The 16,273-nt window shown below is 47.7% G+C and carries 15 protein-coding genes; 7 read left to right on the top strand and 8 right to left on the bottom strand.

The window, feature by feature from the left end; genetic code table 11:
- The first annotated feature begins 114 nt into the window (after window positions 1-114).
- Together J2T16_RS15450 and J2T16_RS15445 are read left to right on the top strand one after the other, a co-directional pair.
- Window positions 115-795 (top strand): FHA domain-containing protein, encoded by a 681-nt coding sequence (locus J2T16_RS15450; RefSeq protein ID WP_123063975.1) that lies wholly within the window; start codon window positions 115-117, stop codon window positions 793-795.
- 128 nt (window positions 796-923) lie between these two features.
- Window positions 924-1,499, top strand: a complete 576-nt coding sequence (locus J2T16_RS15445; RefSeq protein ID WP_499018659.1) for a class I SAM-dependent methyltransferase — start codon at window positions 924-926, stop codon at window positions 1,497-1,499.
- A 411-nt stretch (window positions 1,500-1,910) separates the two neighbouring features.
- Here J2T16_RS15445 and J2T16_RS15440 read toward each other — a convergent pair whose 3' ends face one another.
- The 3 genes from J2T16_RS15440 to J2T16_RS15430 all read right to left on the bottom strand — a co-directional run bounded on the left by J2T16_RS15440 (window position 1,911) and on the right by J2T16_RS15430 (window position 5,898).
- Window positions 1,911-4,325: a carbohydrate-binding domain-containing protein gene (locus J2T16_RS15440; protein ID WP_499018658.1), complete on the bottom strand. Its 2,415-nt coding sequence runs from the start codon at window positions 4,323-4,325 to the stop codon at window positions 1,911-1,913.
- Between the two features lie 66 nt (window positions 4,326-4,391).
- The gene (locus J2T16_RS15435; protein ID WP_251508150.1) at window positions 4,392-5,072 is read right to left on the bottom strand and encodes a DUF4956 domain-containing protein; all 681 of its coding nucleotides are present in this window, start codon (window positions 5,070-5,072) and stop codon (window positions 4,392-4,394) included.
- Window positions 5,065-5,898, bottom strand: coding sequence for a polyphosphate polymerase domain-containing protein (locus J2T16_RS15430; protein WP_499018655.1), 834 nt, complete (start codon window positions 5,896-5,898; stop codon window positions 5,065-5,067). The genes J2T16_RS15435 and J2T16_RS15430 overlap by 8 nt, the downstream gene beginning before the upstream one ends.
- A gap of 249 nt (window positions 5,899-6,147) precedes the next feature.
- On the opposite strand from J2T16_RS15430, the gene J2T16_RS15425 reads away from it, so the two are divergent.
- The 3 genes from J2T16_RS15425 to J2T16_RS15415 all read left to right on the top strand — a co-directional run bounded on the left by J2T16_RS15425 (window position 6,148) and on the right by J2T16_RS15415 (window position 8,656).
- Window positions 6,148-6,825, top strand: coding sequence for a response regulator transcription factor (locus tag J2T16_RS15425; protein WP_499018654.1), 678 nt, complete (start codon window positions 6,148-6,150; stop codon window positions 6,823-6,825).
- Window positions 6,825-8,225: a sensor histidine kinase gene (locus tag J2T16_RS15420; protein ID WP_499018653.1), complete on the top strand. Its 1,401-nt coding sequence runs from the start codon at window positions 6,825-6,827 to the stop codon at window positions 8,223-8,225. Before J2T16_RS15425 ends, J2T16_RS15420 begins: the two co-directional genes overlap by 1 nt.
- A gap of 176 nt (window positions 8,226-8,401) precedes the next feature.
- Window positions 8,402-8,656, top strand: a complete 255-nt coding sequence (locus J2T16_RS15415) for a hypothetical protein (RefSeq protein WP_145333845.1) — start codon at window positions 8,402-8,404, stop codon at window positions 8,654-8,656.
- Between the two features lie 201 nt (window positions 8,657-8,857).
- Here the strand turns inward: J2T16_RS15415 and J2T16_RS15410 are convergent, their stop codons facing one another.
- Window positions 8,858-9,625: an SDR family NAD(P)-dependent oxidoreductase gene (locus tag J2T16_RS15410; protein ID WP_154889991.1), complete on the bottom strand. Its 768-nt coding sequence runs from the start codon at window positions 9,623-9,625 to the stop codon at window positions 8,858-8,860.
- A gap of 221 nt (window positions 9,626-9,846) precedes the next feature.
- On the opposite strand from J2T16_RS15410, the gene J2T16_RS15405 reads away from it, so the two are divergent.
- On the top strand, window positions 9,847-10,482 hold the full coding sequence (locus tag J2T16_RS15405) for a TetR/AcrR family transcriptional regulator (RefSeq protein ID WP_167375745.1): 636 nt from the start codon (window positions 9,847-9,849) through the stop codon (window positions 10,480-10,482).
- Between the two features lie 60 nt (window positions 10,483-10,542).
- On the opposite strand, the gene cobA is transcribed toward J2T16_RS15405, so the two are convergent.
- From cobA to nirB, 4 genes are read right to left on the bottom strand one after another with little or no spacing between them, the layout of a single operon-like run.
- Window positions 10,543-11,313: a uroporphyrinogen-III C-methyltransferase gene (cobA, locus tag J2T16_RS15400; protein ID WP_221790016.1), complete on the bottom strand. Its 771-nt coding sequence runs from the start codon at window positions 11,311-11,313 to the stop codon at window positions 10,543-10,545.
- Window positions 11,310-12,191 carry a formate/nitrite transporter family protein gene (locus J2T16_RS15395; protein WP_221790014.1) on the bottom strand — a complete coding sequence of 294 codons (882 nt, stop codon included), beginning with the start codon at window positions 12,189-12,191 and terminating at the stop codon, window positions 11,310-11,312. Before J2T16_RS15395 ends, cobA begins: the two co-directional genes overlap by 4 nt.
- 49 nt (window positions 12,192-12,240) lie before the next feature.
- Window positions 12,241-12,558, bottom strand: a complete 318-nt coding sequence (nirD, locus tag J2T16_RS15390) for a nitrite reductase small subunit NirD (protein WP_336121635.1) — start codon at window positions 12,556-12,558, stop codon at window positions 12,241-12,243.
- 16 nt (window positions 12,559-12,574) lie between these two features.
- Window positions 12,575-15,016, bottom strand: a complete 2,442-nt coding sequence (gene nirB / locus J2T16_RS15385) for a nitrite reductase large subunit NirB (RefSeq protein WP_221790013.1) — start codon at window positions 15,014-15,016, stop codon at window positions 12,575-12,577.
- Between the two features lie 647 nt (window positions 15,017-15,663).
- On the opposite strand from nirB, the gene J2T16_RS15380 reads away from it, so the two are divergent.
- Entirely contained in the window at window positions 15,664-16,257 is a 594-nt protein-coding gene (locus J2T16_RS15380) for an ANTAR domain-containing response regulator (RefSeq protein WP_221790012.1), read from the top strand.
- Window positions 16,258-16,273: the final 16 nt, after the last annotated feature.

Raw genomic sequence — 16,273 nt, 5'->3', positions numbered from 1 at the left:
CTGTATATCACTATATGAAATGGCAGACATGCAAACAATGGAACAAATCTGATGAATTTATCAGTACTCGAATGAAAAGATAGAGATCGAGTGACATTAAAGGTGGGGAATAACATGCGGGAGACGGCAAAAATCGTCATTCGTACGCCGGGACAGGAGAGCGATGGTTCATTCGCCTATGTGAGCCAGGGCCGCTCGATTACGGTGGGGCGTTACACAGGTGTCAGTGAACTGGACTTGTCCATCTATAATCAGATGATATCGAAGCGGCATTGCCGCATTCATTATGACACGAAAGAACAGCTCTGGATCGAGGATCTGGATAGCAAAAATGGAACCGAACTTAATGGGCAACGCCTCGTCCCATATGAGAAATATCCGTTTGGCGAAGGCGACAGCCTGACACTGGTCAACGGTTTGATTCACCTTCGGGTGGAAGGTGATCTCGGGGAGACGAGAGAATATCGTATATCAGACTTGCTCGGCGAGGGTGTGCGTTTACAGGATCATCTGCAGACGGTGCAGGTAAACGAAGATGAAATTCCGCTGTCCAAGAAGGAATACCAATTGTTCAAGCTACTGTATAGTGAGCTGGATCATTTTGTAACAAGGGAGCAGATCATTGCTCAGGTGTGGCCGGAACGAAGTATGTTGGAGAGTGATCCGGTGGGCATCGACGAGATTAACTCGCTCATTTACCGCACGAATCGCAAGCTGGGCATTCATTTCACGATTAAATCCGTGTACAAAAAAGGGGTATACATGAAATCTCATGTCGGGGAAACTGGCGAATAGTAACATCACTTCCTCTAGACAGAAATACCAAGTAATAATTATCATGCCTTTTATAAAATTATGGACAAAGGGAAGCTTCTGAGCGATCATAGACCGCCGAAGCTTCCCTTTGTTATGATGAGTTCATGATGATTATTCAATTAATTCCATGGCTGATTGCCGTGTTAACTTTGATTGCCGTTGTGTGGATCGTAATCGTAAGTTGGAAAAATGGAATCTCGCCCATGCCGACATCCCGCCCGGTCAGGCAGGTAGTGATACAGGAGGTCAATCGAATAACGGGTTATGCAGATATTATGGAGGCGGGTTCGGGATGGGGAACACTTGGCATGGATGTGGTGAAGCATTGTCCTGGCAAAAGACTGACGGGCATTGAAAACTCACTTATCCCACTGTGGACTTCTCAATGGCTGACATGGCTAAGTATATGGCTCCACCGCGCTAGAGGACAACAGCATTCGTTCAAGGGACGTCTGCGCTTCATCCGCGGCAACATCTATACATGTTCCTATGCGCATGCCGATGGTGTGATCTGTTATCTGTTTCCGGGTGCAATGACTCGGCTCGTGGACAAGTTCCAACGGGAACTGCCGCCGGGTGCGAAGGTGATCAGCGTCTGTTTTGTACTGCCGGGCAAAGAGCCACTGCGCACGATCACCTGCCGCGATGCGTTGCGAACCAAGGTGTACGTGTATGCTTTTTGAGAGTGGGGCAGGTTGGAATTTCTCTAAAGACGTAAAATGGTTCCCTCCGTATCTTGATTTCGTCTCAGCTAACTTCTAACGATCACCAGAGACGTTATTTGGCTGGATTTAACCATTCTTAAAATCTAACGATCCCCAGTGACGCTATTTCGGTAGAAAAGCTATATTTTGGCCGTTTTCTGGCATGTTTCTTGGAAATAAGCTTTGTGGAGATCGTTAGAAAACCTTTAGAATATATATCCATATTCGCGTTAGGCTTACAGGTTCCTGTTGGATGACCTATCTTCCCCATGTGAAAAACAAGCAAAGTCCGGCTCTGATTTCACCTTGATTGTGAAATCAGAGCCGGACTTTTTAAATTTGTGTAGGTCAGGGCAGGCTTGCCCTTTCGGCTCACAAGTACATCATCAGTTACTTTGCCGAATCCGTAGTTCCAGTTGTGCTTGTCGTACCCGTTGTATTTGTAGATGTACCGGATTGTGAACGATTTCTTCCACCGCCGAATCCGCCTTGTCCATTGCCACCGCCAAAACCACCCATGCCGGAGCGCGCTGTTGTTACGCCTGATTCATTCACCCAAGTCACATTACTTGTGGATTGGAAGGCAACGATTTGGGTTCCGCCGCTATACGTACCATCGGTATAAAGTCCATCTACCGCTTTGCCTGTCGATGTTCCGCCAGAGTAAATGACGTAAGAGCCATCTTTTTTCAGGTCTGGTGAGCTAACGACTACGTTTTGGTAGTCTTTGGCTGGTGCAAACGTCAGAATATTATTTCCTTTGCTGTCCTGAACATGAACCAGTGTTCCAGCTTTTTGTGTCTCAGGGAATGTCATCACGATTGCATTTTGCGTTGAATCATCGGAAGTGCCTTGCGCCATGCCAGAGCTTCCCGCAGCCACCAGATATCCGCCACTGATTACAAATGTGCCGTCATAATCCAGTGCCCCATTACCGTTATTCGTTGGGCCATTCACGATAACCGTTCCGCCCGTCATTGTGATGGAGCCATTGGAATCCAGACCATCACCACCAGCATTTACGGTAAGGGTTCCGCCGTTGATGTGAAGCTCGTTATTGCCTGATGATTCGCCTGCCATACCGCCAGGGCCACGGGTTTGCTGGCTTGCGTCCGAACCTTGTGCCGACTGATCTGACGTGGATGTGGTACCCGTCGTTCCAGTGGAGTTAGCAGTGTCTGTATCTGCTGATTTGTTTGTGTCGATAGCAGAACTGCTGTTATTTGTAGCTTTTCCCGTTGTAGTTGCTGTTGTGCTGCTCGTTGTTGCCTCACCACCAGCGGCATTCACCCCATCATCTGACGCCGTTACGTCTACATCCCCATCATTCAGGGTGATAATTGCCCCTTCGAGCCCTTCATAACTTTTCGTAATTTTGATTGTTCCGCCGTTAATCGTCAGCGCCTGATCGGCGTGAATGCCATCATCTCCAGACTGAATGTTGAAAGTCCCATCGTTTACTGTCACATTGCTATTGCTGTGCAAGGCATCATCCATAGAATCAATGGTGTATGTTCCACCATTCACCGTGAGATCAGTTCCTGCTTTAAGTGCTTTGGCGCTTATAGATTCTTCCTCTGTTGTCGTCGTTGCAATGTCTGCATCAGCGTTGGATTCAGATGATGTTGCTGTAGTGCTAGCCGCACCGGTATTTGCCGACTTCGTGGAGTTCGTTGTTGTACCGCTATTGGCGTTGCCATTGCTATTTGGCATCGCTGGCATATCGACAGGCGGTTCACCATCCGGTGGGGTGCCCATATCGGTTGGAGGTGTACCGCCATTCATTGCACCATCACCTCCGAAGCTACCACGGCCACCGCCAAAGCCACCACTGCCGGGGCCTTCTTCGACCTTGGCAGGTGCATTTGTACTGCCGCCAGCCGTCACGATGTTATACGTACCGCCATCGGTGACAAGTGCGGTTTCCGCCTGAATGCCGTCGCTGCCGCTCTGAATGTTAAAGGTACCGTCTGCAATCGCGACAAACCCTTTGCTGGTATCGGTGTCATTGGTCGATTTAATGCCGTCACCTGTTGCATCAACAGTAATGGTACCCGACTGAATGGCAACCATATCTTTGCCTTTGATGCCGTCGTCGGCTGCCTTGACGTTAATGGAGCCGCTGATGATTTTCAGATCATCTTTGCTTGTAATCCCTTCATTATAGTTGCCTGTGACGGTCAACTGACCTGCACCGTTAAACGTAAGATCGGCTTTGCTAAAGATGGCCGCATCCGGCTCATCGGTGCTGCTGTCTGCATAGACATATGTTTTACCATCGGAAACGGCGTTTTGGGTTCCTTTTTCAAGCGTAATCACCGCTTTGCCTGCCTTTTGAATGTAGATTCCTGCACTGTCATTGTCATGAATGGTTGCGCCGTTCAACACGAGATGTACCACGCCTTTATCGGCGACATTGACCACGATTTGGCCGTCGGTTAGCTCACCGCTCAGCACATAAGTGCCTGCTTCCGAGATGGTAACTGAACCGCTCGCTGCCTTTGCACCCGAACCTGTAATTGTTGCTGACGTACCGTTCAGCTTGATCATGGTTGAATCCGCTTCAGTCCAGCTGACATTCGTATCATCGGCATCCAGGGAGACCAGATCGGCATACTTCACGGACGTAGACTCGCTGACGGATACGATTTTGGTTGTTCCTGTTGTGGAGACGGCTGCATTGGCTGTGTTGCTTGTCGTTGCCGGAGCACTGCATGCCGCGAGCAGACTGGTAATCATGGCGATGGACCACAGTTTGCTGCCTGTAATGATGTTTTTACGTTTCTGAGCATTTTTCTTCTTCATATATATCGTTCCTCTCCAAATCATAATGGGTTAGTCGAATAAGCGAGCAAATCAATCTTCCAAATTTTAATATTCTGTCGTTGGACTCATCGTTAACGAGATATCCAGATTGCCGTTCCGTGTACGGATGGCATCGAGGAATTGCTTCTGATTCACGCTCTCGTGAATCGTGACGTTATAGACCAGTTCGTACAGGCTACCAAGTTCGGTCGTTCTGATTTTTTTCAGATCAAATGGGATATTAAAAGTATGGAATACTTCGTTCAGAGCCTCTTCATAACTCAAATTCTCGGGAATGGTAACCTTGAGCGTCTTCTGTTGACTCTTTTTCCCGCCAAAGTTAAATCGGTTCAGTACAAACATCAGCACGCACAGGATAACGGTGAACAGAACAGCGTAACCAAAAGCCCCTACACCACAAGCCAGACCGGATGCCATCGTGAACAAAACGTAAGCAATGTCTTTCGGATCACCAGGAGCGCTGCGGAAACGAATGATGGAGAAGGCTCCCGCCAAGCTGAAGGCCCGGGCGATATTGCTACCGATCAGCAGAATGATGATGGCAACGATCACGGGAAGCACAACCATAGTCAGCGTAAAACTCTGTGAATAAGTGGCCTGATTGGTTTTCATATAGGTAAGGCTGATGATAAGTCCCAGAATAATTGCAAGTCCAATCGTGATGACAGCACTGCTGAAACTCAAGGTTGAATCTTCTAGGGCGGAGCTGAAAAGGGCATCAAGCATAGAGTACACGCTCTCTTTCTCTAATTAATTTTTCTTGTGGAGTAGCCGGGGCCGCATCGTTAGGATTGAAATCAGTACCCGGGATAAGCTCTCGTTCGTTCTGATAATTCAGGTTGGTGGTTCGAACCAGATGTCTGTATTCATTGCCGTATTTGGAAAATCCGGTCCGGTACAACCCGTGCCCCGACAGTAATTGGGACAGCCACATCGGAACGGTTTTCTCGGCTTTGACTTCCATCAGCCAGCGCCCGTCTTTCACGAGCGGTTCACCGTAGTCTCCCTGTTCCAGCTTCAGATCATATCTACGGCTGCGGATGTTGGTATCAAAGGTAATGCGGAGATCGCGGCTGTTCTTATCGAACAACGCCTTGCGTTCGTAGGCCAGATAAACTTTAGGTTCAAGGTCGTAGAGCCGGAGAAAATATTTGATCTCTTCCAGCACCTGCGGGTTCATGTAGTCGGCCAGATCTGGCGCTTGTCCCGAGCGGACAAAATCGTAAGCTTCATCCAGCTTCAACGCAGTTCTGCGTTTGTTGACGAGGCCGAACACTTTCTTTTTGATCTCCAGATATACTTTCGCATTCTCTTCAGGTACACCATAAGCTCGCAAACGCAGCTTTTCCTTGTATTTCGGTTTGGATAAACTCGCTCGAATCAGTGAATCCTGCGGTGTATCGAAGTACAGATTACTGATGGAGTAAAACTCATGTTTTTTGTTGTAGGCGTCCAGTTCCATGTAGTGGAGCAGATCGTTGTAGAAATGCTGGTATTGCTCATCGGTCAGCAGGTACTTGCTCTCATATCGGTTGAATACTTCAATCGCCACGACGGTTCAGTCCTTTCGGGTATGGATAAGTTGGTGTATGTTTTGATTATGTTTGGTTTGTTGTGTGTTGCTGTCATGTCTGTATCTTAGCGAAGCAACCTTGAATGAATCTTAAATCGTTTTACATTGCGTTAACATTTCTTTTCCTTCATCTATACCGTGAGGGTGTTCCAATTATTAAGGTTGATTCAAGGTTTAATTGATAGAATGAGAACATACAAACCATCGTGAGCAGAGGATGAATAGAGGATGAGAATTTTAATTGCGGAAGATGAGGTTCATTTGGCAGAGGCAGTTTCGCAGATTTTGAAAAAAAACAACTACTCCGTGGACATGGTCCACGACGGCAGATCAGGACTGGATTATGCGCAGAGTGGCATCTACGACCTGTTACTGCTGGACATTATGATGCCGGAGATGGACGGCATAACGGTGCTTAAAACGCTCCGCAGTGAAGGAAACCATACTCCGGTTATTTTACTCACAGCCAAAGGAGAACTGTCGGACAAAGTATCCGGCCTCGATTACGGTGCCGATGACTATATTGCTAAGCCTTTTGCAACGGAAGAATTGCTTGCCCGGATTCGGGCAGCCTTAAGACGTAAAGGGGAAGTGATCCCCGAGGATGGGGTGAAGTTTGGTGATATCGAACTGAATACGACCCAGTTGAAGCTAAGTGTTCAAGGTAAGGAAATCAAATTGAACCTGAAAGAAAACGAGCTGCTGGAACTGCTGATTACTCGTAAACAAGCAATCACCTCCAAAGAGCAGATCATTGAGAAGTTATGGGGATTCGACTCGGATGTCGAGTATAACAACGTGGAGGTCTACATCTCTTTTTTACGCAAAAAACTAACCTTCCTGAATTCGGCTGTCCGCATTAACACGATTCGGGGCGTAGGGTATGTACTTGAGGTGACGACCTGATGTTCAAGAAACTCCGCAATCGGTTCCTGATTGTCAATCTGGTATCGATCTCGATTATGATGCTGGTGGCTTTTGTAACGATCTACACGATTACGTACCAGAATGTGCAACGCGAGACGAATATGGAGCTGTACAAGGTATCTGATTTCTACCATAACCCGTTTGGTTTGGGTGCTCAGCAGTCACGAGGTGAAGGGCAGAGTGGGGGAGCAGGAGTAGGGACAGGAACGGGAACGAATTCCGGATCGGCAACTGTACCCTCTTCTCCGAGTAGGGGCGGGGGCAACAACAGTAACGGCATGAACGGTGGAAACTTTGGTGGGTATCGAGGACCGGGTGGAGATCTCGGCGCACCTCCTGCCCGATCGGTTTCTTTTATGATCCAGACCGATAAGCAGTGGAAGATTACCGATACCCATTCGCGGTTTGATATGGAGGACTCGTTTTACACACAGGCTCTGCAAAAAGTAGATCAGGAGAAAACCGGTCAAGGTGACAGTAGTCGGTGGACTGGACAATTTGCACTGGATGGCACGGACTGGGCCTATGTGGTTGATCCAAGCGGGGACGGGCACATGATCGTATTCATGGATGTGACTGCGCAGCAGGGTATCCTGACCAATCTGATCTACACTTTTACCGTGGTTGGACTGATTATGTTGATCGTCATCTACTTCCTAAGCCGTTATTTTGCCAACCGTTCCATTGCGCCTGTGCGTGAAGCGTTTGAGAAACAGAAACAGTTTATTGCCGATGCCTCCCATGAATTGAAAACACCTCTGGCAATCATTAATACGAACACGGATGTCTTGCTGGCGAATCAGGATGAGACCATTGAGAGTCAGGCCAAATGGCTTCACTATATCAAATCGGAAACCGAGCGGATGTCTGGACTAACGAATGATCTGCTGTATCTGACTCAGATGGAGGACTCACGTTCCAACCTGATCCATACCGGGTTTAATATGAGTGAAGCGGTGGAAAGTATTATTTTACCGATGGAAGCTGTGATTTTTGAAAAAAATATCTCCCTGGATTACAGCATTGATCCTGATCTGATGGTTCATGGAAACCCGGAGCAGATCAAACAGGTGGTTCTGATCTTGCTCGATAACGCCGTGAAATATTCCGGGTCAACAGGGGCCGTGAACATTACACTTCAGAAGCAAAACCATGATGTGATGCTGACCATCTCCAATACGGGTGAGGGGATCGCGCCAGAGCATCTGGATCGAATCTTTGACCGCTTCTATCGCACGGATGCATCAAGAGCACGTAAACACGGCGGACATGGCCTCGGTCTGGCGATTGCCAAGTCTATTGTAGAGCAACATAAGGGAGAGATTTACGCCAAAAGTGTGGTGGGGGAGGGGGCAACGTTTTACGTGAGGTTATCGTAGGTGCGGATGCTAAGGTGGCAACTGGCGAAAATGAGCACCTTATCATAAAGGGCGCCACAAAAGGCCGGGCATAAGTTCTGCCCGTAATGGGATAACCTATGCTACAATGACAGCAAGAAGGATAACCAAGGAGATGAACATACGTGGCAGACAACAACGCAATTAATGAGCAGGAAATGATGCAATATATCGCGGACAAAACAAAGGCCAGTAAAGCAAATATCGAACTTGTATTGAAGCATGAGCAAGCTTACATCAACAAGGCACATGAGAATGCTAAAGGTAAAGACGTCGATATTGACGGCGACGATCTGTCTGACTACATTCTAAGCCGCAAAGATGTGAAGCTTGACGAGCTGACTGTCGAAAGTATTTTGGATGCGGAAATGGATTATTTGATGGACAAAGGTCACGCGGGATACGTGGATTAAAAATTCTAACGATCACCAGCGACACTATTCAGGTGTTTATACCGAAATAGTGTTCATGTTGATCGTTAGTTTAGTGGAGTAGCACAATAGCAAAGGTAGCCCTGATGGATATACGTTAGTGCATAAGAGAAAAAAGACCTCAACATCACACAAGGGAAGTGCCCTTCATGGTGGTGTCGAGGTCTTTAGTTTTATGCACTATTACTGACCCATCATACCGCCGTCTACAGTGTAGAGGGATGCGGTAACGTAAGATGCATCTTCGGACAACAGGAAGTTCATCACGGCTGCGACTTCTTCCGGTTCACCGTAACGGCCCATTGGAATGGCAGATACTGTAGCGGATTGGTAATCTTCCACGTTGCCTGAGTTAGCTTCGATCTGACGCATCATACGCGTGTTGATTGTACCTGGCAATACGGCGTTAACGCGAATGTTGAAAGGTGCCAGCTCGTTAGCAGCGGTACGTGTGAGACCAACAACGGCATGTTTGGACATAATATATGGAGATACCGCCGGAGCGCCCATCAGACCAGCAAGGGAAGAGGTATTCAGAATCGCACCGGATTTTTGTTTTTTCATCACAGGAATGACGTTTTGCAGACCAAGGAATACCCCGCGAATATTTACGTTGTATACTGTATCAAGTGCTTCAACGCTCAGGTCTTCAATTAGACCCGTTGGCCCTTCAATACCGGCATTATTCGCAAAATAATCGATACGTCCAAATGCATCCATTGCTTTTTGTACGTAATTTTTAACATCTGCTTCATCGGATACATTGGCTTTGACCGCAATGGTATGCTCTTGATCGAGATTTAATTCTGCAATCGTTTTGGCAATCGCTTCTTCGTTCAAATCAACCAAGACCAGATTGATTTTACGTTCAGCCAAGCGACGTGCAAGCTCTTTACCAATTCCTCCGGCAGCTCCTGTAATGACAGCGGTTTGTGTGTAGGATGTACTCATGATTGAATCGTCTCCTTATAATATATAATGGGCAGGTAATCTCCATAGGAATTAAATAATAATTCAGTGGGTGAAAACCTGTCGTCTTTAGTTCCTGTCTTAATGTTAAGATATACATAAATATGTGACAATAATCATTGACAGCGCAAATGTCAGCTACTGAACACAGATGTAAGCGTTGTTCATTTAGGTTACAATAATGGACAAAGGAGGCGGAAGTGTTGATTATTGAACACCCTCAGGATCGGAGAGCACGAAGAACGCAGGATGCGATCATCGCTGCGGCGGTATCTTTAATATTGGAAAAGGGGGCTGACGCCCTGACCATCCGGGATATTACGGAACGAGCCGATTATAATCGGGGGACCTTTTATTTGCATTTTCCCGGCAAACCGGAGCTACTGCAATTTCTTCTGGAAGACTTCCTGCAAGGATTAGGACAGGCTTACGCCTCACCGTATGCTAACCTTACAGAAGTAGATATGACCGGACTGTTACCGTCGACTATGCCTGTGTTTGAATATATTGAAAATCACCAGGATCAATTCAAGGCGCTCATGACAATGCATGGGGATATGGCGCTCAGGATCAACAATGTGTTCCGGGATTACCTTACTCAGGACTTCATTTTGGTAACTGAAGACAGTGAGCAAGTGATCAATTATGACATTATGTTAAGTTATCTCGTATCCGCAACCGTGGGGGTTATTATGCATTGGGCAGAGGTGGGGTTCAAATATTCCGCCCATTATATGGGAGAACAGCTGACAGCTCTTATTAACATCAAACCGACCCGTCTGCTGATTGAACCAGGGCAGAAGGGTCGGATGATGAATGAGCGTATGTTTTCGGACTAAATACATGCTTATTATACTATGTGAATGCGTTCCGCTGCGGGATCTGCGTACAACTGAAGGTTAACCCGTCATTGAAGCAGATGCAGCATGCTGCATCTGGAGCAATTGTTCGCGGATGAGTACGGACTCTCCAACCATAATTAAAGCTGGATTACAGATGTGATGCATATTAGCTAATGTCTGCAGTTCGGCAAGTGTGCCTGTGACAATTCGTTCTTCACTTGTTGTTCCTCGTTCAATTAGTGCGGCTGGTGTATGCCCGGCTTTGCCATGACGAAGCAACTCTTGCTGTATCTGTGATAACTGGCTTATCCCCATGTAAATCACAAGCGTATCTACGCTATGCGCAAGCAGGTCCCAGCGAACAGAGGATACACTTCCGTCGCTGCCGGTTCCCGTTACGCAGGCAAAAGAAGAAGCGACCCCGCGATGGGTTAGTGGAATGAGCGAAGAAGCGGAAGTACCCACAGCCGAAGTGATGCCTGGGATAATCTCATACGGGATACCAGAATCCGCCAGCACCAGCGCTTCTTCACCTCCACGGCCGAAGATGAACGGGTCACCACCTTTAAGCCTGACAACGTGTTTGCCTTCTGCTGCATGAGAAGCCAGCATACGTCCGATCATCTCCTGGCTCATAGAGTGAAGCCCGGGAGCTTTGCCACAGTAAATACGGAGAGCACCATCCCGCGCCTCAGCAAGTAATTCATCCGTGACAAGTCGATCGTACATAATAACATCAGCAGACTGAATCCGTTTCAGGGCTTTGACTGTAATCAGTTCGGGATCACCAGGACCAGCACCGATGATACTTACCAACCCTCTGCTCATGACCGTGTCCCCCATTTCGAAGTTGTATTGGGAGCTGTTAGCCCTGATCTGCCACCTTGAATGGTCGCTAGCGGAGATGATAGCTTAAGCGAGCTTCCCCAGTGATGCGCAAAATACAGACCAAGACCTGTAAATACAGCGCCGCCCAAAAAATTACCTGCCAGCACCGGAATCTGATTCCACAGCAACCAGTCTGTAATCGTGACATGAGCGCCAAGCATCATGCCGGCCGGGATCACAAACATATTCACAACGGCGTGTTCAAAGCCTTGGGCAAAAAAGATCGTAATGGGCAGCCACATCGCCACGATTTTCCCCAGTGTAGATGTAGAGGTCATCGCCATCACGGCTCCGAGCGCAACCATCCAGTTACATAGAATGGCCTTTATGATGACAAGCACGATGCCTGCCCCGCCCAGATGCTGATATCCCAGTGTTTTCGTTTCGCTGGTTTGAATCAGTGTTTGAACGAGTGGGTTACTCATATCTGTACCCATCTTGGTTATCGTCAGGCCGTATAATAGTGCGTAAAATGCACATCCGATCAGGTGACCTATAATTACCCAAAAGTAATTACGAAGCATATCGATAAGTTTGACTCTGCGCTTCATCACTGCGAGCGGAATCAAGGCGAAGTTTCCTGTCACCAGTTCAAGACCGAGCAGAATAATGATTGCGAATCCTGCCGGGAAGATAAGTGCACCCGCCAAACCAAGCGAAGTTTGAGACACGGCAGTATACGCCAGCGTAGTGGCAAAGGCAAGGATGGCCCCAGCCAGAAAACCGCGGATCAACATCTGTACCCGATTCATTTTGGCTTTATGTTCACCAACGTCAACCATGGCTTGCAATACTTCTGCAGGTTTAACAAAATCCATCGTGCACCCCTCCTTCTGTCAGCATTGTCTTGTAACACTAATCAATTGGTTAACCTGCAATCGTAATATAGATATCCCCGCTATCTCCGTCCACTTCTGTTTGGTACGTGTTCAAGCAACCATCGTCCGGTTCATGGACCTTGCCGCTTCGCAGATCAATCTTCCAGTCATGTAATGGACAGTGAACGGCTGTGCCGCAGACCATGCCCTCCGATAGCTTGCCGCCCTTGTGAGGGCAGCGGTTTTCTACGGCATGCAGGCTGCCGTCGCTCAGTTTGAAAACGGCAATTTCGGTATCCTCGACCAGAAAGGTACGAGCCCCTTTTTCATCAATATCGGCCAGATGCCCAATGCGAAATTTACTCATCGCTGATCCTCCTCTTCTAGTGAGCTACCGGTTCTGCACCGGACAGTGGGGTGAAGTTTTTACGCAATTTCTCATCTTCAATAATCTCTTTCCAAGGATCTACCGTGTGACCCAGTGTCACTTCCAGACGTTCAACCAGTGCGAGACGTACGTCTCGATCTGCTAGAGCCTCCTTCACGTGATCCAGACCTACCCGTTCAATCCAGGCCGCTGTTCTCTCATTCCATCTTGCGTTCTCTCTATAGTATTGCAGGTAAGCATAAGTCCACTCTTCGACTTCAGCATCTGTTTTCACCGTACATAACAGCTCGGCTGCGCGAACCTTCACACCGCCGTTGCCTCCAACATGAAGCTCCCATGCGCCATCGATGGCTACAACGCCCAGATCTTTAATCGTTGCTTCGGCACAGTTCCGCGGGCATCCGGAGACCGCCAATTTTACTTTTGCTGGAGCGACCATCTTGTCGAGTTTCTTCTCCAGACGAATGCCCATTTCTATGGAATCCTGTGTACCGAAGCGGCAGAACGTATTACCTACACATGTTTTTACTGTCCGTAAAGCTTTGCCGTAACCAAAGCCGGAAGGCATGTCGAGTTCTTCCCATATCTTCGGCAGGTTTTCCTTCTGTACTCCAAGTAGATCGAGTCGTTGTCCACCCGTAAATTTGACCATAGGTACGTCGTATTTCTCTGCAACTGTTGCGATCTTGATCAGTTCTGCCGGGGACGTTACGCCACCGTAAATTCGTGGAATAACGGAATACGTACCGTCCTTCTGAATATTGGCGTGGTACCGCTCATTCGTGAATTTGGATACTCGCTCATCCTCATACTCTGTCGGCCAGATCATACCGAGGTAGTAGTTGAGGGAAGGGCGACATTTGGAGCAGCCTTCTGGCTCATCCCAGCCCAGCACGTTCATGACTTCTTTGACGGTTTTCAGGCCCATTTCCTTGATTTGAGCCACAATTTCATCCCGGTCATAGGAAGTACAGCCGCAGATGCCTTCTTTAGTCTGCTCGCCAACATTGTCCCCTGCATAATACGTGAGCAGTGATTCCACGATTGGTTTACATCCTCCACAGGAAGCGGAAGCTTTCGTGCAGGATTTGATAGCACCGACAGTGTTACATCCTTTATTGAGAACAGCATCACCGATGGCAGCTTTCGTTACACCGTTACAGCCACAGATGATCTCATCATCTGGCATGGCAGCCATGCGCTCGGCTACAGACGGGCCGGAACCGGAACCGCCAGAAGGCACGCCGAGCAAAATTTCTTTTTCACGACCGCTGATGTCCTCACCGCTTTTAATTAAGGAAAAGAGGGATGCGCCATCGGTCGTATCACCAAACAACACTGCACCGACGAGCTTGCCATCCTTGATCACCATCTTTTTGTAAACACCGTCTACATCATCCTGAATGCGAATGCTGCGTGTGTCTGGTGAGTCCTTGAATTGTCCGGCAGAGAATACGTCGACTCCCGAAACCTTCAGCTTGGTTGAAGTGACCGACCCTGCGTATCCTTCGGTTGCTGCACCAGCGAGCCGTTTGGCAAGAACCATACCTTGTTCATATAACGGAGCTACGAGTCCATAGGCAATACCGCGATGCTCCGCACATTCTCCTACAGCAGAGATTCCAGGGATATTGGTATGCATATAGTCATCCACGATGACCCCGCGATTAACATCCAGACCGCTGTTTCGAGCCAGTTCGATCTGCGGGCGAATACCGACTGCCATCACAACGAGGTCTGCCTCAAGCACCGTTTGGTCGGTGAAGCGAAGTGCTTTAACCCGGCCTTTGCCTGTAATCTCTTCGGTATGTTTGTTCAAAAGGAACTTCATGCCCTGCTCCTCAAGCTCTCGCTGAAGCATTAATCCAGCAGGCAGATCCAGATTTCGATCCATCAAGTGTCCGTTAATATGAATGACGGTTACGTCCATACCCAGATTCAATAGTCCGCGGGCAGCTTCCAGACCGAGTAGTCCACCGCCGATGACAGCCGCCTTGCGGTACTTTTGGGATGCTTGCATCATCGTTTCACAGTCTTTAATGTCACGGAAGCCGATGACCCCTTCTTTATTCGCGCCTGGAAGAGGCAGGATGAAAGCCTGTGAACCTGTCGCCATAATCAGCTCGTCATAGGATGCGTGGACCCCATTCTGAGATACAACTTCCTTGCGTACCGTATCGATCTGCACGACAGGGTCACCCGGATAGACATGGACACCGTTATCTTCGTACCAGCTCCAATCATTAATCACGATATCTTCAATGGATGTTCCGCCTGCGAGAACGGAAGATAGCATGATTCGGTTGTAGTTTGGATGCGGCTCTGCGCCAAAGACGGTAATGTCATATGCATGTGGTGCGAGTTTCAGAATATGCTCAATTGTACGAATTCCCGCCATACCATTGCCGACCAGCACCAGTTTTTTCGTTGTACTCATTGTGGTTAGCCCCCTCAGATCCATTTCTGTATTCTGTTTACTACGCTACCTTCGTCTGTTCCTAAAAATCGAAAAAGCCTGTCATGCCTCGGAGGACTGCGCATATACATACGCATCCCTTATCTCCGAATTTGCAAAACAGGCTTCATTGCCGTTTCAACCAGCTACGTCGTTGTAACTGTGAGTGATCCTTCAGTTATGGAGTTCTTATGGGTTAACTATAAAAGAATGATTTGTTCATGTCAATATAGTTAACATAAAAAAGTATTTGAAATTTGAAGTTAATTATGTTTACATGAGTTTAAAGAAAAGCTGAATCGGCTACGTAAAATATGCTTTAAATTACAAAAAATAAGAAAATAAATCCATGTATCACTTCGTAAACGCCATATAATGTAGGAAATGTGCCATAGTACTCATGATTAACCCATTATTTGTTCCATTTTAATTCATTAGGATCAGACCGAGGATCAGAATGCATCTCATGATGCTACTTACGAATACTTCAGAGCACCTGGAATTTTGAAATATAGATGTTTATTCCTTGATTTTTGTTAGGTAACATGACATTATAGCGCTTTCATGTGGTAATGTATTAAAAGTGAGCGTGGGTACTGTATATCAATATAAGGAGGGATTGATCCATCATGCGATCCATATTGGTCATCCGTGTACATCCCATTCAGGCCGGCTCGTCCGAAGCAATCCCTCTAACACCGGAGAAGCTGCTGGGAGCAGTTGGCTATCATGTTAAGGTCTCGGACAGTGAGGATGAGGTGATGAAGCTTGCTCGTGAAGTCGATGCCTCCATCCTGCATTTGTCTCTTGCGGACGTGGCTTATTGGGTAAAGCGGCTGGGTGAGGAGAAGTCGAATGCTCCGCTGCTCTGGTGGTGTGCTCCGGATACAGCATCTTCCTCTGTAGAAGACTGCGAGGTTGATACCTCGTTTGATGGCATTCTTACACCGTCTATGGCTGGGCCGGAGATTCATTGGACGCTGCACTTTGCTGCGCGGCGTTATATGGAACGCAAGCAATGGGAGCAAGAGCGAAAGCAACTGCAGTCCAGATTGGAAGATCGGAAATGGATTGATATGGCGAAGGCGATCTTGTGTGATTTAAAGCAGATCTCCGAATCGGAAGCCTATGATCTGTTACGCAAAAAAGCGATGGATGAACGCAAACGGATGGTCGATGTAGCTACAGCGATTGTGAAAGCACATCAACTGCTCCAGTCATAATTGGAAGGAGGATGCT

It is taken from the genome of Paenibacillus intestini (genome assembly GCF_030803945.1).
Classification (GTDB): Bacteria; Bacillota; Bacilli; order Paenibacillales; family Paenibacillaceae; genus Paenibacillus; species Paenibacillus polysaccharolyticus.
Note: the sequence above shows the minus strand (reverse complement) of the source record. Positions and strands in the feature narration are given on the sequence as shown.